Origin of the sequence: Wolbachia endosymbiont of Nasonia oneida, assembly GCF_009012935.1 — a bacterium.
Taxonomy (GTDB): Bacteria; Pseudomonadota; Alphaproteobacteria; order Rickettsiales; family Anaplasmataceae; genus Wolbachia; species Wolbachia pipientis.
In genome coordinates, this window is sequence record NZ_QESS01000001.1 from 37,835 (window position 1) to 60,363 (window position 22,529).

Annotated in this window: 22 protein-coding genes and 1 tRNA gene; 15 read left to right on the forward strand and 8 right to left on the reverse strand. The window is 34.3% G+C overall.

The features are described 5' to 3' along the window. Positions 1-45 precede the first annotated feature (45 nt). Together bfr and DEF52_RS00210 are read left to right on the forward strand one after the other, a co-directional pair. Entirely contained in the window at positions 46-522 is a 477-nt protein-coding gene (bfr, locus tag DEF52_RS00205; protein ID WP_007549093.1) for a bacterioferritin, read from the forward strand. A gap of 1 nt (position 523) precedes the next feature. Continuing rightward, on the forward strand, positions 524-1,141 hold the full coding sequence (locus DEF52_RS00210) for an SURF1 family protein (RefSeq protein ID WP_006280475.1): 618 nt from the start codon (positions 524-526) through the stop codon (positions 1,139-1,141). Between the two features lie 30 nt (positions 1,142-1,171). Here the strand turns inward: DEF52_RS00210 and DEF52_RS00215 are convergent, their stop codons facing one another. Beyond that, on the reverse strand, positions 1,172-2,890 hold the full coding sequence (locus DEF52_RS00215; protein ID WP_151807533.1) for a monovalent cation:proton antiporter-2 (CPA2) family protein: 1,719 nt from the start codon (positions 2,888-2,890) through the stop codon (positions 1,172-1,174). Positions 2,891-2,895: 5 nt separating this feature from the next. Next, positions 2,896-3,468, reverse strand: a complete 573-nt coding sequence (locus tag DEF52_RS00220; RefSeq protein ID WP_151807534.1) for a thioredoxin family protein — start codon at positions 3,466-3,468, stop codon at positions 2,896-2,898. A gap of 108 nt (positions 3,469-3,576) precedes the next feature. On the opposite strand from DEF52_RS00220, the gene tmk reads away from it, so the two are divergent. Beyond that, complete coding sequence (gene tmk, locus DEF52_RS00225) at positions 3,577-4,167, forward strand: dTMP kinase (RefSeq protein ID WP_151807535.1); 591 nt, start codon at positions 3,577-3,579, stop codon at positions 4,165-4,167. On the opposite strand, the gene DEF52_RS00230 is transcribed toward tmk, so the two are convergent. The 4 genes from DEF52_RS00230 to DEF52_RS00245 all read right to left on the reverse strand — a co-directional run bounded on the left by DEF52_RS00230 (position 4,160) and on the right by DEF52_RS00245 (position 8,794). Beyond that, positions 4,160-4,828, reverse strand: coding sequence for a hypothetical protein (locus DEF52_RS00230; protein WP_010081999.1), 669 nt, complete (start codon positions 4,826-4,828; stop codon positions 4,160-4,162). The two genes, tmk and DEF52_RS00230, sit on opposite strands and share 8 nt — an antisense overlap. A gap of 155 nt (positions 4,829-4,983) precedes the next feature. Then, positions 4,984-6,822: an ATP-dependent zinc metalloprotease FtsH gene (gene ftsH / locus DEF52_RS00235; RefSeq protein ID WP_151807536.1), complete on the reverse strand. Its 1,839-nt coding sequence runs from the start codon at positions 6,820-6,822 to the stop codon at positions 4,984-4,986. 12 nt (positions 6,823-6,834) lie between these two features. After that, on the reverse strand, positions 6,835-8,130 hold the full coding sequence (gene tilS / locus DEF52_RS00240; RefSeq protein WP_007548788.1) for a tRNA lysidine(34) synthetase TilS: 1,296 nt from the start codon (positions 8,128-8,130) through the stop codon (positions 6,835-6,837). A 184-nt stretch (positions 8,131-8,314) separates the two neighbouring features. Further along, entirely contained in the window at positions 8,315-8,794 is a 480-nt protein-coding gene (locus DEF52_RS00245) for an OmpA family protein (RefSeq protein WP_151807537.1), read from the reverse strand. A gap of 275 nt (positions 8,795-9,069) precedes the next feature. Between DEF52_RS00245 and DEF52_RS00250 the strand changes: the two genes are divergently transcribed. The 10 genes from DEF52_RS00250 (at position 9,070) to DEF52_RS00295 (ending at position 18,516) form a co-directional block, all read left to right on the forward strand. Beyond that, positions 9,070-10,482 carry a gluzincin family metallopeptidase gene (locus DEF52_RS00250; RefSeq protein ID WP_151807538.1) on the forward strand — a complete coding sequence of 471 codons (1,413 nt, stop codon included), beginning with the start codon at positions 9,070-9,072 and terminating at the stop codon, positions 10,480-10,482. Positions 10,483-10,505: 23 nt separating this feature from the next. Further along, positions 10,506-11,582, forward strand: a complete 1,077-nt coding sequence (locus DEF52_RS00255) for a rod shape-determining protein (RefSeq protein ID WP_151807539.1) — start codon at positions 10,506-10,508, stop codon at positions 11,580-11,582. A 202-nt stretch (positions 11,583-11,784) separates the two neighbouring features. Next, on the forward strand, positions 11,785-12,897 hold the full coding sequence (mnmA, locus tag DEF52_RS00260) for a tRNA 2-thiouridine(34) synthase MnmA (RefSeq protein ID WP_151807540.1): 1,113 nt from the start codon (positions 11,785-11,787) through the stop codon (positions 12,895-12,897). Between the two features lie 867 nt (positions 12,898-13,764). Then, on the forward strand, positions 13,765-14,988 hold the full coding sequence (locus DEF52_RS00270; protein WP_151807541.1) for a WD1261 family protein: 1,224 nt from the start codon (positions 13,765-13,767) through the stop codon (positions 14,986-14,988). Positions 14,989-15,047: 59 nt separating this feature from the next. Further along, complete coding sequence (gene ppa / locus DEF52_RS00275) at positions 15,048-15,554, forward strand: inorganic diphosphatase (protein WP_151807542.1); 507 nt, start codon at positions 15,048-15,050, stop codon at positions 15,552-15,554. 44 nt (positions 15,555-15,598) lie between these two features. After that, the gene (locus DEF52_RS06020; RefSeq protein WP_153296787.1) at positions 15,599-15,760 is read left to right on the forward strand and encodes a hypothetical protein; all 162 of its coding nucleotides are present in this window, start codon (positions 15,599-15,601) and stop codon (positions 15,758-15,760) included. A gap of 92 nt (positions 15,761-15,852) precedes the next feature. Then, a tRNA-Ser gene (locus tag DEF52_RS00280) sits at positions 15,853-15,943 on the forward strand. 184 nt (positions 15,944-16,127) lie between these two features. Beyond that, positions 16,128-17,273 carry a SurA N-terminal domain-containing protein gene (locus tag DEF52_RS00285; protein WP_151807543.1) on the forward strand — a complete coding sequence of 382 codons (1,146 nt, stop codon included), beginning with the start codon at positions 16,128-16,130 and terminating at the stop codon, positions 17,271-17,273. An 87-nt stretch (positions 17,274-17,360) separates the two neighbouring features. Then, positions 17,361-17,981 (forward strand): ferredoxin reductase domain-containing protein, encoded by a 621-nt coding sequence (locus tag DEF52_RS00290; RefSeq protein ID WP_151807544.1) that lies wholly within the window; start codon positions 17,361-17,363, stop codon positions 17,979-17,981. Continuing rightward, positions 17,965-18,516 carry a 5-formyltetrahydrofolate cyclo-ligase gene (locus DEF52_RS00295; protein ID WP_151807545.1) on the forward strand — a complete coding sequence of 184 codons (552 nt, stop codon included), beginning with the start codon at positions 17,965-17,967 and terminating at the stop codon, positions 18,514-18,516. The genes DEF52_RS00290 and DEF52_RS00295 overlap by 17 nt, the downstream gene beginning before the upstream one ends. Positions 18,517-18,560: 44 nt before the next feature. On the opposite strand, the gene DEF52_RS00300 is transcribed toward DEF52_RS00295, so the two are convergent. Continuing rightward, entirely contained in the window at positions 18,561-19,634 is a 1,074-nt protein-coding gene (locus tag DEF52_RS00300; RefSeq protein ID WP_151807546.1) for a hypothetical protein, read from the reverse strand. A gap of 136 nt (positions 19,635-19,770) precedes the next feature. On the opposite strand from DEF52_RS00300, the gene elbB reads away from it, so the two are divergent. Together elbB and DEF52_RS00310 are read left to right on the forward strand one after the other, a co-directional pair. Further along, positions 19,771-20,478, forward strand: coding sequence for an isoprenoid biosynthesis glyoxalase ElbB (gene elbB / locus DEF52_RS00305; RefSeq protein ID WP_039963711.1), 708 nt, complete (start codon positions 19,771-19,773; stop codon positions 20,476-20,478). Between the two features lie 175 nt (positions 20,479-20,653). Continuing rightward, on the forward strand, positions 20,654-20,962 hold the full coding sequence (locus DEF52_RS00310; RefSeq protein ID WP_010081942.1) for a hypothetical protein: 309 nt from the start codon (positions 20,654-20,656) through the stop codon (positions 20,960-20,962). A 2-nt stretch (positions 20,963-20,964) separates the two neighbouring features. Here DEF52_RS00310 and DEF52_RS00315 read toward each other — a convergent pair whose 3' ends face one another. After that, positions 20,965-22,512, reverse strand: a complete 1,548-nt coding sequence (locus DEF52_RS00315; protein WP_151807547.1) for a peptidoglycan D,D-transpeptidase FtsI family protein — start codon at positions 22,510-22,512, stop codon at positions 20,965-20,967. Positions 22,513-22,529: the final 17 nt, after the last annotated feature.

Consider the following 22,529-nt stretch of genomic DNA (forward strand, 5'->3'; position numbering starts at 1 on the left):
CGTTATCATATAAATTATGCTGATGAATTGAACTAAGGGAAGATTATGAATGAAGAGATAGTAAAACATTTGAACAAATTATTGACCAATGAGCTGACTTCTGTACGCCAGTATCTTTTGCATTTTGCGATTCTCAAAAACAATGGAATTAATAGACTTGCAGAAAAGGTAAAAAATGAGCTTAACGAAGAACTTGAACATGCAAACAAGTTGGCAGAAAGAATTTTGTTATTCAAAGGAGTTCCAAATTTTCAGGATACAAACGAAATATCAAAGCATGATGGAAAGTTTACAAAAGACACAATACGGAAAATCTTAGAAGCTAATTTGAAATTAGAGGGAAAAGGTATTAAGGATATCAAAGAAACGATTTCTATCGCTGAGAAAGAAAAAGATTTTGTTAGTGTAATGTTATTAGAAGAGATGTTAAAAAATGAAGAAGAGCACTTCCATTGGATTGAAAAACAGATTGACCTTATTGAACTAATGGGTGTTGAAAACTATTTAAGAACACAAATATAGAGTGTTAAAAAAAATAGTATTTATTTTAATTGTACCTTGCTTGCTCCTTTTTTTATTAGGATTATGGCAAGTATTCAGATTGAACTGGAAGAATAATATTATCAAAAATATGAGTCTTCCAGTTGTTCATCTATTGCCCAATAACGACCTTGAAAAATTTAACTATAGGCATGTCAAGATTGATGGGATTCTAAGTGACATAGAACTATATGTTTTTGCAGGACAACATGGCTATCATGTGTTATCTCCTATGCTACTTACTACTGGAAATTATATGCTAGTGAACAAAGGAATAGTTAAAGAAAAAAAAGAGGAAAGAGCAAAAATTGAAAAAGTAGCTGCAGGTGGAGTTTTATATTGCAATAGCAGTAAAAGCAAAAATTGGTTTATCAAGAACGATACTGCTTCGAATACATGGTTTACCCTGAGTACAGAGGAAATTTCCAATGAGTTAGGTATTAAGCTAGAGAAGTGTATATTGTGGCCGAACAATTTTGGCAGCAAATTAGCTATACAGCCAATGAAGCATTTGGAATATGCAATCACTTGGTTTGCACTTTCCTTAACTTGGTTGATTATGTGCATAATTTACCATAGGCAAAACCTCAATAAAGCTTGAAGCTTTCTGTACATAAAATTAGAGAAGTAGTTATTCATCTTTATCACTACCAAGGTCTTTTAACATACTGTAATTGCCTTTTCTGAATCTACTTTTTAAAGACGTAACTCCACTTTCGCTAATACCACTAAGGCTCAGTGCAGCTCCACCTAGCTGCAATCCTATCTCAGATGTTTCAGGAATAATTTTACTAGCTCCTAGATCTCTATAAACCTCCACATTACTCAGATCTGGTAAGCGTATTACAATATTTACATGCGGAAAATTTGCTGCAACTAAAGAAACAACTTTTTTTATAGTAACTTCATTCTTTATTGAAATAACGAGAGCTTGAGCTCTTTCTATTCCTACCGATTTTAAAATTTCACATCTTGTAACATCTCCAAGATATATAGGAAAACTATCACTTTTTCCTTCTTTGACTATTTTCGATTGAATATCTACAACAACGTAACTTAAATGCTCTGCCGTAAGCATTTTTGTTACCATATATCCCACTCTACCAAATCCAGCAACTATCACATGGTTATAAAGATCTTGTGTATCTGTTTCAACAGCTTCATCATCTAATATTGTTTTCTCAGTGCTAAATGAGTTTGCTATCCAATCTCCAAGCCCCGATAAAAGAGGAGTGAAAGCCATGGTTACTGTAGTTACCATCATAAGTACTTGAGCGATTTCACTTGGTAGCACATTTAGCTCATCTGCTAAGCGAAACAAAATAAACGCAAATTCACCGCCTTGTGAAAGCAGTAACCCAGCTTGTATAGCAGGTGCACTCTTAAACCAAAAAAATCTACACAATATATATATAATAGATGTTTTTAAAACGATAAGGATAATCGATAATAAAGTAATTAGTGGTAACTTATTGAGTAAAAGTTCGGTATTGATGGACATACCAACAGTCATGAAAAATAAGCCAAGAAACAAATCTTTAAATGGCAATACTGCGTGTTCTACTGAGTGTCTATATTCTGTTTCTGCAACTAACAATCCAGCAACAAATGCACCTAATGCTAACGATAAATGGAATTGCTCAGTAATAAATGCTGCTCCTAATACTATTAAAAGCGTTGTTGATATAAAGATCTCATTACTTTCCATTTTAGCAATAACCGAAAATAAAGGTCTAAGCAATAATCTACCAGTTATAAATATCAGCACTAATGCAATAGCTGCTTGCACCAATGAACCTGCCAATGAGCTTATCAGGCTGTGCTCAGAATTGCCAGTAAGTAAAGGTACCAATACTATTAATGGTACCACTGCAAAATCTTGCATTAATAGCACTGCTATCGACAACCTACCAACCTGACTTGCTTGAGAACCTTTTTCTTGCAGAACCTGCAACACTATTGCTGTTGAGGATAGCGCAAGCCCACCACCAATAACTGTTGCTATATTCGTATTCACTCCGAAAGCAAGAGCGATGCACCATATTGCTACCATGGTAACTATAACTTGAAGAGAACCGAACCCAAATACATGAATACGCATAGCGATCAGGCGTTCAAATGTCAATTCAAGGCCTATAATGAATAATAGAAAAACTACACCAAATTCTGCAAGATTATCCATTGCTTCAGCTGAGTGTATCAGATTAAACCCATGAGAACCAATAACTGCACCTGCAACGAAGTAACCGAGCACTGGGCTAATATTCATTTTCCAAAACGCTATGACTATAAACACAGCAGCAGAAAGCAAAATTATAATATCAAACAAATGCTGAGAGCCACTGTGCATGATATTTAACCCGTAGAATTAGACCATTTAATTGAGCAGCCAATACTTGATTTTTGGTCAATTGGAGAATTACCAGTTTCTGCAATAAATTTCATAGCTTGAGATAAGTCACTACTTCCTACTTCATAGCTTTGAACCTTTTCTTTTTTTGTGTAGTTAAAACGTCCACGATAGCAAAGGTTTAAATTGGAATTAAAGCCGAAAAAGTCAGGAGTGCAAACAGCCCCGTATTCTTTAGCTATTTTCTGTGTACTATCAATTAAATATGGAAATGTAAACTTATTTTCCTTGGCAAAATTAATCATATTTTCAAAGGAATCCTCTGGATATTCATTTACATCATTTGGCATTATTGCAATGGTGTTTACCTGATAATCTTTTTTCAATTGATCAACATCGCTTACCAGATTGCTAATAATTGACTGAACGTAAGGACAGTGATTGCATATAAACATTACAATAAGACCATTTTTTCCACAACAGTCACTTAATGTATAGTATTTATTGTCTACTCCCAAAAGATTAAAATCTTTTGCAGTAAAACTAAAATCGACTTTAGGAGTATTCAGAGCAACCATAGACTATCATTATACCATATGTAATTTACGGTCTTATTATTTAAATGTCAAACGGTTTCTATGTATACTGTTTGCATATTCTTTTTTAGTATTATAATTATAAAACTTATGTTCATAACTTTCGAAGGAATAGACGGCTCTGGTAAAACAACACAATCTGAGCTACTTGCAAATCATTTTAAGCAAATTCGCGGTGAAAATAGCGTAGTATTGACTCGGGAACCAGGCGGCACTGATTTTGCAGAAAAGATAAGAGGAGTGTTGTTAACAAATAATATTGATCCTATTTCTGAACTCTTGCTGCTTATCTCGATGAGGCACGAACATATGAAAAAATTAATATTACCAGCTCTTGCAGAAGGAAAAATAGTGATTTGTGATCGGTTTATTGACTCAACTATTGCATACCAAGGATATGGGTTTGGAGTTGACTTAGGGCTAATAAGGGACTTACATAAGCTAGTGGAAATTAAATATCCAGATATTACATTCATTCTAGATATTGATGTTAAAGTTGGGTTAAGTAGAGCAAAAGACAAGAATAAATATGAAGAAATGAATGTTAATTTTTACAATAAGGTCAGAAAAGGATTTCAGGAAATAGCCATAAAAGAGCCCATTAGGTGCAATGTTATCACTAAAATTGAAATAAAAAATGATAATCACGTACACAATGAAATTATTGATAAAATCACCTAGCTTGTGATAGAAAATTATCAATTTCAGGTAACATTATTTCATATGAATAACTTTTTGTTTGAGTAGCTAAAAAATCCTGTATTTTGTCTGGATCTTCTTCACTTATCATCTTATATGCCCTTGCGAGGTTCATTAATTCACTTCTATTTTTTTTATTGCTTACTTCAGTAATAGTAAAAAATTGATCAAAATGGTCTAAGAGGTCTTTATTTTTTATTGAAGACACAATATCGTCAATTTCTTTCACATATAATGCAAGTTTGTGTGCTTTACTACGATCTTCAAAACACAGATTAACAAGCACGTTGCGAAACCTATCTTTCGTAGTACTTCTCACTTCTGCTAATAAGGACTTAATATTTTCTTGGCAATGCACTCTCTTTACCGATTCAGCCGGTTCAACCATACCAAGAACATTCTTTACCAAAGATTTTTCTTCACAACTAAATATGAACATGTAATAACCCATCGATAAAGTGAAGAGCAAGAACATAGCCGGAAGTAAAAACGGAGCTAATACATTTTGTGACGCAGGGAAAATAAACCAGGTAACAGTTGCTATTGACACAGTTACAAATAATCCTGATAAACATAATTGTGCTTTTCTTCTATAATTCTGATCAATAACTGTACTTACACCAATAGAAGCTATATCAATCATTACTCACACCTCATTAAACATTAATACTAACTGAATGATAGCATTATTGTGATGAAAATGCAATATTATGAATATTTTAATACAATTTATATTGACAGTTACAATTCTAAATTGTTTTATTGCAGCGTTAGCTGATTAACATTTTTAAGATGAGGTCAACTCTCATAGAGAGAGGATTTTTTTATTTTCTCATTCTTCTCATTTTCCTCTCTAACAATTTTTTTTCCATTTAATATGTCCTTTATTTCATCTCCTGTTAAAGTTTCAAACTCCAGTAGATTTTCGGCAATGAGATCTAAGCCTTTCTTATGCTTGGTCAAAATCTCTTTTGCTTTTTCATAGCAAGAAGACACAACTTTCTTCACTTCTTCATCTATAAGTTTTAACGTATCTTCAGAAATTATGTCAGAACCATGCATGGTTTGTTCGCGATTGTGATAGATCGGACCTATTTTGTCACTCATTCCCCATTTTGTTACCATAGCGCGTGATAAATCAGATGCTTGTTTTATATCCGAAGATGCACCGCTTGTGACTTTATCGTAGCCAAAAATTAGCTCTTCTGCCACTCTTCCACCCATTGCAACAGTTATATCTGCTAGCATCTTTTCTCTTGTGAGGGACACTCTATCTGTTTCTGGTAGTCTCATAACTAAACCGAGTGCCCTACCGCGTGGAATAATTGTTGCCTTGTGTATAGGATCAGAAGCAGGCATATTAACAGCAATCATCGCATGACCAGCTTCATGGTATGCAGTCAGTCTCTTTTCCTCTTCTGTCATAATGAGAGATCGCCTTTCTACGCCCATCATCACTTTATCACGTGCATATTCGAAATCATCCATGGTAACAATCTTCTTGTTTCTTCTTGCAGCGATAAGTGCAGATTCATTCACCAAATTTGCTAGATCAGCCCCTGAAAAACCTGGTGTTCCTCTTGCAACTGTTTTCACGTTTACATCTGGTGCTATTGATATTTTCTTTATATGAGTATTTAATATCTTTTCACGCCCATTTATATCGGGTAAAGAAATAGTAATCTGTCGGTCAAAACGACCAGGTCTAAGCAGTGCTGGATCTAAGACATCCGGACGGTTAGTCGCAGCAATTATTATTACACCTTCATTAGACTCAAAGCCATCCATCTCAACTAATAACTGATTTAATGTTTGTTCTCTTTCATCATTGCCGCCACCAAGACCAATGCCACGATGTCTACCCACCGCATCTATTTCATCTATAAAAATTATACAAGGAGCATTTTTCTTGCCTTGATCAAACATATCACGAACACGACTTGCACCAACACCCACAAACATTTCAACAAAATCAGATCCAGAAATACTAAAGAATGGCACATTAGCTTCTCCTGCAATTGCACGAGCAAGTAAAGTTTTACCAGTTCCAGGAGAGCCAATCAAAAGGCACCCTTTTGGTATTTTTCCACCTAATATTTGAAATTTTTGCCTTTGTTTAAGAAAATCAACGATCTCTACTAGCTCTTCTTTTGCTTCATCAATTCCGGCAACATCATCAAATGTTACTTTTTTTCCACTAGTCATGAGTCTAGCCCTTGACTTGCCAAAGCTTATAGTTCTGTTGCCCCCCGCTTGTGTTTGTTTAAGAAAGAATAGCAAGAAGCCAATAAAGATAAATGTTGGGACCCATGAGATAAGTAATCCACCAATTACGTTCATGGCAGAATCTCCAGTTGAAAAGGAGAATCTCACTTTTCTATCATGTAAATTTTTTATTAGGTCGCTATATATGACACCGCTTGAATTGAAACTTGAACCGTCCCTGAACTTGCCTTCAATGCTCTGGTTTTTTATGACAATATTTTCTACATCATTGTCTTCTAGTCTAGTTAAAAATTCCGAAAAAGGTATAATTGTTTTACTTTTACCTACATTTCCGCTGAACTGAATATAAGCAACTGAAATAAGAACAATAATTACTAACCAGATCAATAAGCCTTCTAAAAATTTTTTCATTTCTATTTCTAACTAAATACTAATCAAGCTTACCAAATTTTGTTTTATCGTGCTATTAATAATGCATTGAACCTTATCGTCATTGGTATTTTTTCCGTTATAATTTACATCAGGATAAGCAAGCACCTTTCCATCTTTTAGCACTACAGGCAAAGAATAGAAAACTTCAGGGCAGCAGTTGTAATCCTTCAGAAATTCAGGAACTTTTTGTGTTTTTTTTAATGGAGCGATGATAACTGAACACTCTTGATTTCCGAGTATTGTGCAGCTAAATCTGTTATCCCATTGAGTAGGTTCATTTAAAGGTAGGTTTAAGGTAATTTCTTGTATCTTTGACGATTCTCTAATTATCAAGATATTTTCTCCATGTTTTCTTATTTTACACCCAGAAAGTGTACAGTTAACATTACTATCCTTTTGCAATATTTTATTAAATATTACGATAAGGCTGTTGTACCTTGGTTTATAATGTTTACTGGCAATTGCCATTATGGAGTAAAGAAGAAGCCTCAAGGCTATTTCCTCTGGCAATTGATAAAACTCACTTAGTTTAATTTCAATATAACCAAGATCATGCACATTAACGCAGTCATTAAACGCAAGGCGTGTGTAGTGCATCAACGCTTTTGCAGCTCTTTTCATATGAAGGGCTGTGAGGCATATTCGCTCTGTTAAAATCTCTTGATTATCACTTGCTTTAAGTAAGTTACGGTATAAAGTTCGCCTGTATTTTAAGTCATAGTTGCTTCTATCTTCGATCCATTTTAACCGATGAAGCTTAGCGTACTTTTCTATTTCACTACGACTAAAATTTAACAATGGCCTAAATATATAAATACCATTTAGGAAAGACTTGTAGTCCATTGATGATAATCCATCTACGCCACTACCTCGCTCTAATCTTAACAAGAACGTTTCTGCTTGATCATCTTTGTGATGAGCAACAAGTAAATATTTAACATTATTATTTTTACACCACTCTGCTAGTAACTTATACCGTGCTTTTCGTGCCTGTAACTGAATATTGCCTTTAATATTTTGCTTCTCCCAATTTAATATGAACGATTCCTTTGCTCCAAGTTCCTTTGCATAACTTACAACAAAATCAGCTTCTTTTTGAGACTCTGGACGTAACCCATGATTTACTGTTAATGCTGTAGGAAGTGAAAGCTTGTTTTTTTTTGCCCAGTTAGTCATTAAGTGCAGTAAGACTATACTATCTACACCACCTGATACTGCAACTGCAACTTGATTGTTATAGAAAGCAAAACTATTAACCACATTTTGAAATAATAACTCTAATTCCATTATGTCTCTTGATGGCCAGACAGGTCAGATCTCTTACGTCATACCGCGACTTATTTGTGGTATATATAGATCCCGCTAACAAGCAACGAAATATGACAAGTTTGTCCTTTTTTGTCTACCCCAGTGCCCTTTCTTTATGTCATCCCAGTGTTTGACACTGGGATCCAGGTTTTAATGCAAGAAACTATTTCTTTATTCCAGAAAATGAAAATTCCACTCTACGATTTTTAGCATGCTCTTTTTCATATTTAGAATTTCTAGAATCATCTTTTACATTAACCAAAGGCTCAGTTTCACCTTTAGAAGCAGTTTTTATTCTGTTTTCTATGTAGGGTGTACAACTAACCATAAATTTTTTAGCTGCATCTGCCCTTCTAGCGCCTAGCGCAAGATTATATTCATGAGAACCACGGTTGTCAGTGTGACCAGTTAAAGTAACCTTCGCGTCAGGGTTATCTTGTAACACCTCTATTACGTCAAGTAATGCATCTGCACTTACTTCAGCAATACTAGATTCATCATAACCAAAGAAAACTCTTTTATTACCTATCTGCTTAACAACAGAATTTATTTTATTTGTTGTATTTGCTCCTTTTTTTGGGCAAGAACTTACACCAGTAAGTAATAAACAAAAACAGCACATTATAACCAGTCTACTCCACATTACTAAACCTCCATAAATTTTAAATAGTGCGTAACTTTAATTTCAGTAGCTAATATCTCTCCATATTGTAATATAGTCAAGAGAAATAAAATACTAAATACTTTTTCTACAACCTTACAATTAATTTTCCTATAATATGCTGGACTCTGAGTAGAAAAATCCAATAAAAGAATAAAAAGTACAATTTTTTATTGTACTTTAAGCAAATATACTTTTAACTTTATTATTAATCTATTACGGTATTAAACAGATGTTTTCTAAAATAATGAACAAATATGCAATCTTATAAGTTTTTAGAGGAAGTATTATATAGGGTAAAGAATATCGAAAATACGCTAAAAGTACTAAACCAAAGCCAATTGAATATAGAGGACAAAGTTGAACAAATGAGTCTTCTAGAAGAAATCAGACATGAAATTATCTCTCATGACGCAATAAAGGAATCATTAGCAGATGCTCTTGGTAACAAAAAAAGTGCAAATACTCAGCAGCTAAAGTTAATAGAGAGAATACATAAAAGCAACAGTGCTGTTCCTATTGATTTAGTAAAGTCTTTATCCAAAGCTAAGGTTGAATGCCAAAATTTATGGAAGCTATCTCATTCTGAAACCAGTAACTTAGAAAAACTAAAAGAACGTTTTACTGATTTAATCACACTCATTCGCGAAGTAGCTTCTATAAAATCGCAGCAATTAAAATGCTCAAAATACGACTCACTGCTTGCTGACTATGACTCTGATATCACAGAAAAGAACATAAAGGAAATATTTCCCAAGGTAGGCAAATTTTTTAGCGGAAATGTAGATAAAATAATTGAAAAGCAGAAAAAGGATAAGGTTACTAATATACAAAAAGTTGCTACTCAGAAGCAGATTGAACTTGGCTCGTTATGTTTACAGCAAATGGGCGTTGCACTGTATGAGGTTCGTACTTCTTATTACTGCCCTATAGATTATGATGAGTCTGATTTTTGTTGTGGTTTATTTTCACTTTTACGGCATAGTGGTTATGCAATTTATCAAAAATGTTTAGCGCAAAATTCTATAAATAGCCCAATTACGAGACATGTTATGTATGAAACTCAAGGGTTATTCATGGAAAGGATGATTGGAACATCCAGAGAATTTATTGAGTTCATTCAACCACACATAAAAGAGAAATTTGCTATAAAAGGCAAAACTAATAGCAGTGTTGAAAATTTGTACTTGGTTTTCAATGAAATAAACCTTTCTTCTTTTTTAAAAAATGCAGATGAATTTAGTCTGTTAGCTCATATTATGTTGAGAACTAGGTTAGAACAAGATATAATAAATGGTACATTGGAAGTCAAAGACCTGCATGATGCGTGGCTGGAAGGTATGAAGCACTATAAAATTCCAGTAAAAGCTGAAAATGAGCTAAACACTTATTTTCAAGATGAGTATTGGGCAAGCGGTGTTATGGGCTACTTTCCTATAAAAATTATTGCTTTAATTGCTGCTGTGCAGATTTTCTCTTGCGTTAAAAAGAATCATTACGAATCATTAAGTGCTATAATAAAAGGAGATTTTAGTTTACTTATCAGTTGGTTATCTCAAAATATATACAGTGCAAAGTGTGGCCTGGAACTGCTAAAAAAAGTAACAGGTAAGGGTTTGGACGTTGAGTGCTGCATTAGCTACTTATCTGAAAAGTATAATTTGTCTTAATAAATGATTTTCTTGAGTTGCGTATGAATTTTGTTCGAAAATTAACCGGAAAGTTTTGTAGCCTTTTCACTTTCAAAGGTTTATTCGCTAGCGATATTGCTATAGATCTTGGCACTGCAAACACTTTAGTTTATCAGAAAAATCAGGGAATAGTGCTTGATGAGCCTTCAGTTGTAGCAAGAATAAAAGAAAAAGGAAGCTACGTTCCTTATGCTTTTGGTAAAAAAGCTAAAATGATGCTTGGAAAAACGCCTGGAGAAATAGAGGCGATAAGGCCCTTAAAAGATGGAGTCATTGCTGATTTTAAAAGTGCGGAAGAAATGCTAAAATATTTCATACGCAGTGCAAACACAAAATTCACTGTTAATAAACCTAATATTATCATATGCGTTCCATCTGGATCCACGCCAGTTGAAAGGCGTGCTATACAAGATGCAGCAGAAAGTGCTGGTGCAAATGAAGTATTTTTAATTGAAGAACCAATGGCTGCAGCAATCGGAGCTGGGCTCCCGGTTACCGAACCTGAAGGTTCTATGATTGTTGATATAGGAGGCGGTACAACTGAAGTTGCAATTATTTCTTTAGGTGGAATTGTTTATTCACGTTCTGCCAGAGTAGGTGGCGATATTATGGATGAGGCAATAAAGTCATATATTCGTGAAAATCATAAGTTATTAATCGGTGAAACAACCGCTGAGAAAATTAAGAAAAGCATAGGTTCAGCCAGTCTGCCAGGTGAAAATAACAAAGAGGGAATGATAATTAAAGGCAGGGATTTAGTGAGTGGCATGCCAAAAGAAATGCTTTTATCAGAATACCAAGTTGCAGAGAGTTTAATAGAGCCTGTACATCAGATAATTTCTGCTATTAGGACTGCACTGGAGAGCACTCCACCTGAACTTTCTTCTGATATAGTCGATAAAGGAATAATTTTATCCGGTGGCGGCGGATTATTGCGTAACTTGGGCAAAGTTATCAGTGAAACAACAAAACTACCAGTTCGTGTTGCAGATGACCCACTTTGTTGTGTTGCTCTGGGTAGCGGAAAAGTGCTTGAAAACATGGATTATTTTGGCCATGTTTTATTTAAGCAGGATTAAATTATTTTTAAAGGTAGTTCATCGAATTTTATAGCAAATTTTACCTCAAGCATAAAGATGTCATCCAAGTAGCCAACACTGGGATCCAGAAAAATTGACTATAAACAAGTATGCTGTTTCGATGAAATTGTGTAATAGAAACTAGATTCCAGTGTCAGCTACTTGCATGACACCAAGTTTGTGTTTATAAATTAAGGCGATTATGCTAAAAGAATTTGAAATAGAACCTCTGCTAAAAGATAAAGCTCCGCACCAGACCAAGGCTGTTGTTGCAATGTCCGGGGGAGTTGATAGCTCCGTTGCTGCAGCACTGCTATATAACTTTGGGTACCAGGTGATAGGTGTAACTCTTCAGCTATATGGCACTGATGGCAATGCTAACGCAAGAAAGGGCGCATGCTGCGCTGGACAGGATATTTACGACGCTAAGCGTGTAGCTGAAAGTGTTGGCTTTCCTCACTATATTTTAAACTACGAGGAAATATTCAAAAAGGAAGTAATAGAGGATTTTGCGAGTACCTATATGCGTGGGGAAACTCCCATACCATGCGTGAGATGTAACCAAACGGTAAAATTTCGTGATCTATTGCAAGTTACAAAAAATCTTGGTGCGGATGTGCTCGTGACAGGACATTACGTGAGAAGGTTAGAAAAAAATGGTGAGGTAAAGTTGTGCAGAAGCATTGATAAAAGTAAAGATCAAAGTTATTTTTTGTTTGCAACTACTGAGGAGCAGTTAAAGCTTTTGCGATTTCCACTAGGTGGGTTCTATAAAAGTGATATAAGAAAATTAGCAAAGTATTTTGGCTTACAAATTTCTGAAAAGCCGGACAGTCAAGATATATGCTTTGTTTCCGAAAGCTATAGTAAAACAATAGCGAAATTAGCTCCACAATCTGTACAGAAAGGTAAAATAGTGGATGTAAATGGAAAAGTGCTAGGTGAGCACAGTGGCATAGTAAATTTTACAGTAGGACAAAGAAAAGGCTTAGGTGTCGGGTACAGTGAACCTCTTTACGTGATAAAAATCAATACAGAGAATAATGAGGTTATAGTAGGCCCGATCAACGCATTAATGCAAAAAAAAATATTGATCAAAGAGTTAAATTGGTTAGAACAACCAAAGGAAGGTATGGAAGTAACTGTGAAGCTGAGATCATCACATGCTGGAAGTTTAGCAACAATACATTCAGCTGACGAAAAAAATAAAGCCTGTGTCATTTTAAACGACGATTACTTTGGCATCAGTCCAGGTCAAGCCTGTGTAGCGTATAAAGATGAGCAAGTTATCGGCGGTGGATGGATATGCTCTTAACTAAAAGCTTTAATGCAGAGTGTAAACATACAATAGACTTCTTGCATAACCATATAACATTGGGAATAGAAACAAAAAAACTTGCTTGACAAACTCCGCCAGCCCCCTTATCATGAAACTGAAGCTATTTATTTATCTTCTCTGTACAGATTAAATGACAAAAAAACTCACGTATCTGGCGTCTCATGTTTAATTTTTTGCACTATGTGCACCTCATGTCTTTATCAAATTTCTAGCTACACAAGCTGAAATACGCTATTTAAAACATTAAAAAACGCCAACTTAAAAAATGGATAGTGAATAACTAGCTACCCTAGGGTTTCTTTTGCCTTTTTTTCTGTTTAGTAAATTTCTTAACGTTTATAATTTAGATTAGTTGCGGCTTAAAAGCAGCTAAATCGCGGTTATTAAGTGTTTAGAATAAAAAAACGCCATACTTGAAAGTATAATGTAAGTAATTAGCCAACCACGGGGCTTCTTTTGCCTTTTTTTTCATTTGGTAAATTTCTTAATGTTTGTAGCTAAACGACAACCGTCATCCCGCTGCTTGTTAGCGGCTAAGAGATACCGCGAATGAATCGCGGTATGACGGTGTAATGATGGTTAAGTAATTCGTCATCCCGCTACGTGTTAGCGGGATCTATGTTGAGAGATACCGCGAATGAATCGCGGTATGACGGTTCGCGGCGGCATAAAGATAAGTCTCGTCATCCCGCTGCGTGTTAGCGGGATCTCTTGTTAGTGCCGCGGCGGTATAGCTATACCTTTTTCTACTTAGTTTGGGTTATGCAAGAAGTCTAATAACATTTATTGCTATTTTGCCATGTATCCCTTATACTATGAAGTAGAACATTATAGGTTTCAGCAATGATAAAAGAAATTGAAGAACTAATAAAAATTGTTGGTAAGGGTAATTTATTAGAGACGTTATTTATTTTTTTAGGTAGCTTTCAACATGCTGACTTAGATCGTTTTATGGATCACAGGAATCACATAGGTCTGTCTGCATTCATACAGAAGCAAGATGAACAGTTAGATTACTATTTTAACTTAAAATTTAGTCTACAAGGGCTGTTTTTAATTTATGCTCTAGCTTATCGAATTCTAAGTGAAAACAATAACCTGAATACTAAAGATGTCATAGATAAAATATATGAAGTTATTAAAGGATCTGAGTTAAATGAATATATAAATGAAGTAGTAGATGGAAGAAAATTAGATTTACTTAACATCTTAGCAAATCCAAAGAGAGAACCAATATTTAAAACAGAAGAAGATTTTGAAAATAAAGTACTCATTGGTCTTAGAAAGTTACTAAGTGAAGGAAATACATTAAACAAATATGACAGAGAATTTGCATTAAATAAGTGCGTTATCAGCAGCTATTATTCCATTCATGACATAAAAGCAGATAAAGATATAGCATTGTTCTTTTCTTTGGGTGGTCACTATAAAGAACTTTCGTCATCTAACAAAACAGTAAAAAGAGAAGTATTAGAGATATGTGAGAATCAGTTAATAGAGAGCTATATAATGTTCTTAGCTGGCAAACTACACATGATCGTATTATCAAGTAGAGATAAATATACAATCAACCATGAGAATGTGGATCGACAAGAGAAAGAATTAAAAATGGATGGATTAATATATCCTATAAATACAAAAAACACCCTAGAGCAACTGTTAAAAAACCAAAATAGTGATGAATTTGAACAATTAATAACGAGCCCTGATAATATATACTACTCAGTGCTGCAAGAAGAGAATGAATGTAGGCCAAATCCTATCACCAGCAAGAAAAAAGAAAAAGACCATAAAAACACAGTCTGTAAACTTATTTTAGGTATGTTTGTATTATCTGTTGGGTTATACGTTGCTGATTATTTCTTTATGGAGCAAAAATTATTTAATCCAATAAAAGGTGTCCTACCACAGGATAATTTTGCTAATCTAGTAATTGCTGCAGTGCTTACTATCGTAATAGTATATGCTTTATTTCAATTATCACAGGAACCACCACTTTCAACAGTCAATAAGATGACGAATGAAAATTTAGGACAGCCCGTGCAAAATAAGTTTAGAATTACATAAATGTAGCAACTTAAAAGCATATATTGTATAATGCTTATTCTTAAGTTAAGAGGTAATTTATGGATTTAAGTAAAATAACAGCGGGGCCAAATGCGGTGAATGTGGTAATTGAAATAAGTGCAAATGCTGAGCCTGTAAAGTATGAATTTAATAAAGAGCTTGGGTTGTTACAAGTTGACAGATTTTTATCTACTTCAATGACTTATCCTTGCAATTATGGGTTTATACCAAATACCTGCGCAGGTGATGGTGATCCTGTGGATGTTTTGGTGCTAACTCAATTTCCCTTAGCATCTAGTGTTTTAATATCGGTGCGTCCAATAGGCGCATTACTCACTAAAGATGAAAAAGGAGAAGATGAGAAAATATTAGCTGTGCCTGTTTCCAGTGTTGATAGCTATTATGACAATATAAAGGACTATTCTGACTTATCTAAAAGCCTACTGGATAAAATTACTCATTTCTTTTCTCATTATAAAGATCTAGAAAAGGGAAAAACGGTAGCAGTTGGAGAATGGGTTGGTGTGGAAGAAGCAAAGAAAATCATTGAAAAAAGCAGAAATTAGTTTTTATTGATTTATAGCTAAAGTGGCTTAGGTTTGCCCACAATTTGAAAAACAACAAGTTCGTCATTCCGCTACTTGTTAGCGGAATCTATACCGCGCACAACTGTACGAACATTGCAATATGGCACATAGTAAACGATGTCATTCCAGTGCGTGACGCTGGGATGACAAGAAAGGGAGCACTGGAATTTTTGTTTCAGCATTAGCCATGCATCTGAACAGATACAAATATTGCAATTAAAAGCATTAGACAGGTGGTAGAGGTCTTGGTATTATATAATCTTTAGGTTCTAAATTTGGAAGGGTGGCCGAGCGGCTGAAGGCGGCGGTTTGCTAAACCGTTATACGACCCAAAAGTCGTATCGAGGGTTCGAATCCCTCTCCTTCCGTATACTGTTTTTAGCACGGTTTAAATTCGCTATATTAGCATGTTTTTAGCCTATTTACCAGCGTACCTGATTTTGTTGCAATGGTTTTTATTTCCATTGTCACTGAGATCGCTATTAAAAAGTTGGCTAGCATTGACTCAGTATTTATTATAGAATTGGTTATTAACTAAACAACTTTGCTTGTATGTATAGAATACTAATTTTACTGTTAATAGTGTTGCCACTTAGGTTGCTTGCAACCGAGATTGAAATTGTTGCAGATGTAAATGGTGAACCAATTTCAAATTTAGATATCGAAAAGCGCATCAACTTTATAAATTCATTGTTTGGCACTCAAAGCGTTAATCAAAAAGAAGCAAAGCCTCAAATTCTTAGGGAGCTAATAGACGAAATTATCATTATCAATGAAGCGCAGAGGCTGAATATAAAATTGAGCAACGAGGAGTTAGATAATGCTATCATGTTATTTTTAACCCAAAGTTTTAAACTTAAGGCTAATGAAGTTGATCAATACATAGAGAAGCATAATATAGATCTTGGTATTTTAAGAAAACAAATAAAATGTCAGTTACTGTGGAGCAAAATTATTGAAGTAAGAATTGTGCCATTTATTAATATAAGCGATAAAGAAATAAATGATGTAAAAAGGCAAACAGAAAAGCCGGATTATCTTATCACGTTCCAAGAGTTTATAATTCCTGATCAAAAAGACAAGGACGTTTATGGTATAGCTGAAGATTTAGTAAAAAAATTACGCAACAGTAATAACCCAGAATCTCCAATAAAGATGCGTAAAGCAACAGTTAATTTAAGTCAGCTAAAAGGAAAACTCAAGAACGTTTTAGAAGGATTAGAAACCAGCGACATAGCAGGTCCATTCAGTTTTAGTGAAGGTTACTCTGTTATAAAAGTAATAGATAAAGTACAACTTAATCATGCACTGCTGGAAAGCACTTTAAAATTAAAACAGATTGTGGTTGAAGGTTCAGAAAGTTTATTAGATAATCTCAAGGAGCAAAAAGTTAATTGTTTAAATTTTGATAAATTGGCAGATAATTTTAAGCTGCCAAACGCAAAGGAATTTGAAATAAAAATGCGAGATTTAAATCCTGATTTACAGATTTTATTTAGTAAAACAAGTGTGAATGAAATAGTAGAATTGAGAGAAAATGGCACTGCAAAGTTGATGATGTTGTGTGATATCAAGAGTAATGCAGCGGATATAGAAGCAATTAAACAGCAGATGTACCAACAAAAGATTATGATACAAAGCAACTTGTTATTGGATATTATACGTAAAAGTGCAGCTGTCAGTTATCGGTTTAGTTGAAGTCAGAGAGTGTCCTTGTCTCTGTCTTTGTGTGCCTTTGTTCTACAAAATTTCAAAAAATTTGAACAAATGTAGTTAAAGTAGCACATGAAGAATATAATGCTAATTGGTGGTGGAGTTGGAAATGCAGTGTTATTTTCGATAGGGAAGGCATGTCTTGAAAATAATAACAAGGTTTTGTACTTCGCTGGCTATAAGAAGTTAAGTGATGTATTTAAACGAGCACTGATAGAGCGTGCATCAAATGCGGTAGTTTGGGTATGTGAAGAAGGATTGATAGAAACAAGCAGAGATCAAGATAAATCCTTTCATGGTAATATAGTTGATGCAATAGTCTCTTATCAACAAGGAAGATTAGGTATTAATTTGAACGTTATAGATAAAATTATCACTATTGGTTCTGATAAAATGATGAAAGCTGTGAATGAAGCTAGAAAAACAATTTTAAAGCCATATCTAAAATCAGGCCACATAGCAATATCATCAGTTAATTCTCCTATGCAGTGTATGATGAAAGAAATCTGCGCTCAGTGTGTGCAGCAACACATAAATGCGAAAACAGGAGAAAGAAGTTTTGTTTATAGTTGCAGCAATCAAGACCAGGATATGGAATTTATTGACTTTGACTTTTTAAGTGAGCGCTTGAAGCAAAATAGTTTACAAGAAAAACTCACTGCGAAATGGATAGATCATGTTCAAAGATATTAAACAGCACAAAAAGGAAATAAGAGAGCAATATAGAGCTATAAGAAAAGATATTGATGAAAGTTATTCCAGTTATGCGGCAAATTCCCTTATTAATCTCTTTAATCAGAACTTAAGCTACGTTAAAGGCAAAACAATAGCAGCTTACATTCCAATGGACGGGGAAATAAATGTTGTACCTTTGATGCATAGTTTACTCGATTTAGATTATAAAGTAGCAATTCCTAATAAAAATAAGTTACTAAAATTTGAGGAATGGAACGAAATAAATGAAGATGTAATTCCCGACACAATCATTACTCCTGTTATTGCTTTTGATGATCATTTTAATAGATTAGGTTTTGGCGGTGGTTGGTATGATACAATGATAAAAAAATTACGGCCGCTTGGAAAAATATTTATAGGTGTAGCCTATGAGAAACAATATTGTAAAGATTTACCTGTAGAACAACATGATCAAAAATTGGATATTATAATCACTGAAATGTGTGTTAGATTTGAAAGTGGGTTGCCCAAGAAAGTGGATAGAAAGGAGTAGCGTAACCCCGCTTTCTGATAGTAATTTTTGCGTAAAAAAATGCATCAACTTGGTCCTGTGATTCCTCCTTCACTAACTCGTGCAGCACTTGAAATACCTAAGTGAGAATTTGGCTTCATTTCCTGAGCTTTCTCATTAACTTTTTGCTCTACATCTTCTATTTTACCGTCACCAATGGCCATAATTGCAAGTTGAAATTCATCCATAAGACTGTGAAATCCTTTCTTTTTAGATTCTTGCGTGTCTTTAGATCTTTCCATATCTGCTACATGAGTACTGAGGCCCTTTTCCAGAAGTCTGCTCATATCATCTTTTGAAAAATTTTGAATGGTTCCATTCTTTACTAACTCTTGTATAGCAGATCGCTGCCCTTCATTTTGAAGCATTTCTAATATTTTTTTCCCATCATCAAAACCTTTTTTAGTGTCAACGTTTTTGTTATCTTTAAGACTAATGTTTGCAATAGTTTCAAGCACGTTTGTTCTTAATCTGCTAAAGTTATTCTCTCTTGCTTGAACTGTAGGTAATTTATCTATTAAATCCTTATATGAACTTTTCACTGCTTTTCCTGTTTCAATCGCACCTTCTTTTATTTTTTCCCCTGCCTTTCCTATACCTATTCCTACATAACGTGCTCCAATAGCTACAAGCGCTACTAATGTAGCAAGCACAATAAGCGGAGAAAATGCTGCTCCTAATACCATTCCAGCAGAAGCTATTCCTATTTTTTCATTTGCAGATGCTGATTTAAAATAATTGACTAGATTATCCAGTGGACCTTTATTATTATTTATAACATTACTTATTGCTTGTTGGTTAACAGATTCTAACGCCTCTTCTATTATTTTTGAGTTAACATTTTCAGAAGTTAAACCTTCAAGCGCTTCTTCAATGAATTTTATAAATAATTCTTTGTTGACCTCCTTTTGCAAGCCTTGGTCATTAATCGCTAAACCTAAATCTTTGAGGTTCATCCCTTTAACTTGTTCTGATAGGGTTGTAAATAACTCTTTTTTCCCCTCTTGTGAGGATTGTGCAATACTTTCTATTATATCTGAAATAGCTTTTCTTAGTTCTGGATAGTCAGTGTCAAAAAACATACTATTGCTAGATTCCATATTCAGCTTCGTTGATTATAAATATGCCTAATTATACATACTAATCATTAATTATATTATAATTGATATAACATACCCCTTTCCAAATATAGAATTTGTATTAAAATATCTAGATTATATGAAATCAAGGTACTTTATGGGTGAAAAAAAATTAAAAGCTGCTGTGGTCTTATCAGGGTGTGGTCACCTTGACGGTGTAGAGGTAAGAGAAGCGGTTTTAAGTTTGCTTGTGCTTGATCAGCAGGAAGTGGATGTTAAATGCTTTGCACCTGATATCAATATCACACAAGTTATGAATCATAGAACAAAAGAGGCAACAAAAGAAAAAAGGAATGTACTTGTGGAAGCAGCAAGAATCGCAAGAGGCGAAATATATGACTTAAAAGAAGCCAAAGCTGAAAATTTTGACATGCTAGTTGTACCTGGTGGATACGGGGTTGCGAAAAATTTATCTGACTTAGCTGAAAGTAAAGACATGGTGACAGTAATGCCTGAATTTGAAAGATTAGTTTCAGAATTTTTTGTTACAAAAAAGCCAATAGGAGCGATATGCATATCTCCAGCCATCATTGTTTCAATTTTAAGTAGCAAGATAGGTAAAGAAGAAAGTAAGGTTAAGGTAACTATAGGAGATGACAGAGAACAGTTGATAGAAAGGCTTGGCGGCGAGCACATAAAATGCGATACAGAGTTATCAATAGAAGACGAAGAACATAATGTATTTTCCTGTTCTGCTTATATGCGTAGCGACGAAAGTACATACTCTGTATATCAAGGGATAAAGCATATGATTGACAGCATGGTAAAAAAGATTAACAAAAAAACTAAACAGCCATTCCTATAAGGTGTACTAAATAAAACTTCTCTATTAATCACACAATTAACTGTTGAATTTTACATTTCTAGCTGTATTATGGCTACGTAGCTAAAGTAACTTAGGTTTATCGACGCTTTACTACTTGTTAGCGGTGTGGTGTAGTGGCCATATATGTTTAGTTCTTTTTTTTAAGGTATTTTGTATGTCAGATCTTTTCTATATTGAAACTACGTGTTGTGTGGACGGTCAGTGTGATGTCTATACAGGGGAAGTGAGTTTTAATGATGTCATGTTAGGCAAGTTCAGTCTAAATTCGTGCAGCGGGAAAGAAGCTATGATAAATCTAGACATTATTACATTCGATATTAATATCGCTATTGATGGTCAAAATGGAAAGACAATAAAAAAAGACCTTAAAGGTCTTGAATTTGTAACTAAAGATGATGGTTCTTGGTATATTAATAAGGATTTTGGTGATGATAAATTTGAAGTTGTAGTAAAGCAATCATAATTTTACATCTCAGGTGTAACATTTAGTATAGGCGCTATTCTATTTATAATGTTCTTTACTATAGGCGCAGCAATTATTCCCCCGGTATGGTGCATCCCTTGAGGCTCATCAATAGCAATTAGCACTATGTACCTTGGGTCAAGCATAGTTAGCACTCCTATAAATGATGCTATGTTTGCATCTTTGCTATATTTACCATCTACAACTTTTTCCGCCGATCCAGTTTTTCCTCCTATTGAATATGCCTTTATTTTTGCTTTTCTGCCAGTGCCATCTGTTACTGCTGCACGTAATAATTTTCTCATTTCCCTGGAAGTTCTTCTTGAGATAATTTGCTCTCCTATACTTCTTTTATTCAACATCAAGGTTGCGTTATGAAATATCCCATTGTTGATTAATGCTGCTGCAGTTTGTGCAAGATGTATAGGAGTTACAGCTATGCCATAACCATAAGATGCTGTTATTAAAGTGTTTTCACTCCATTTATCCGGGATTATCGGTGTGGATTTTTCTGGTATTTCTATTTTCAAAGGAGAAAATAGCTTCATAGCTTTAAAGTATTCTACCTGTTTTTCAATACCTAGTTTGACTGCAATTTTTGCTGCACCAATGTTGGATGATTTTACAAATATATCTTGCACAGTAATTTTTGGAATTTTAGATTTATGAAAATCCTGAATTTTATACTTTCCAATGGTGATTGGTGTTGATACGTCATATAAATCGCTAGTTTTTGTAGCGTTCGCATCAAGCGCTGCGGCTATTGTAAAGTATTTTAATACCGACCCCATCTCATATACCCCAAGACTGGCGCGATTAAACTTTTGTACGTCTTCTGCCTTATTCTGTAAGTTGGGATTAAAATCAGGTAGGCTGACCATCGAGATAACTTCACTATTTCTCACATTTAAAACAATTCCTACTCCGCCAAGTGCCTGATATCTGCTTACAGCTTTAGTTAGCTCTTCATGCACTATGCTTTGCACTCGTGTATCTAAGGATAGTATTATGGGCTTTTCTTGCTCATTATTTTTACTTATATATGCCTCAACTCCTGCAATACCGTTGCCATCTATGTCAGTGTAACCAAGCACGTGTGAAAATAAATTACTGTGAGGATATATACGCTTTATGTCGTCATAAAAATTTACTCCTGGTACACCAGCGTTTTTGATCGCTAGTAATTCTTTTGGAGTCAAGTGCCGCTTTATCCAAGCAAATTTCTTTTCTGAAGTAAGTACTCTATATAAGTTCTTGTATTCGAGGTCATGCAAAGTAGAACACAGTTGTGCTGCTATACTTTCCGGATTCTTTACTTTGGTTGCATCTATATATAGTGATGTTGTGGGCACATTTGTTGCTATTACCACTCCATTTCTATCTAAAATATCGGGTTGTTTATGTACTATATTATCTTTTCTAAAATTTTCTGAAGTAGTAAGTTGATCAAATGTTAAAGAGAATATGCGAAAAATAATTATTATATAAAATATAAATAATGGTACTATAAAACACAGTGAGCGGAGCTTATTTTTAAGTAATGCTTGCATATTTACTTGATTTGACA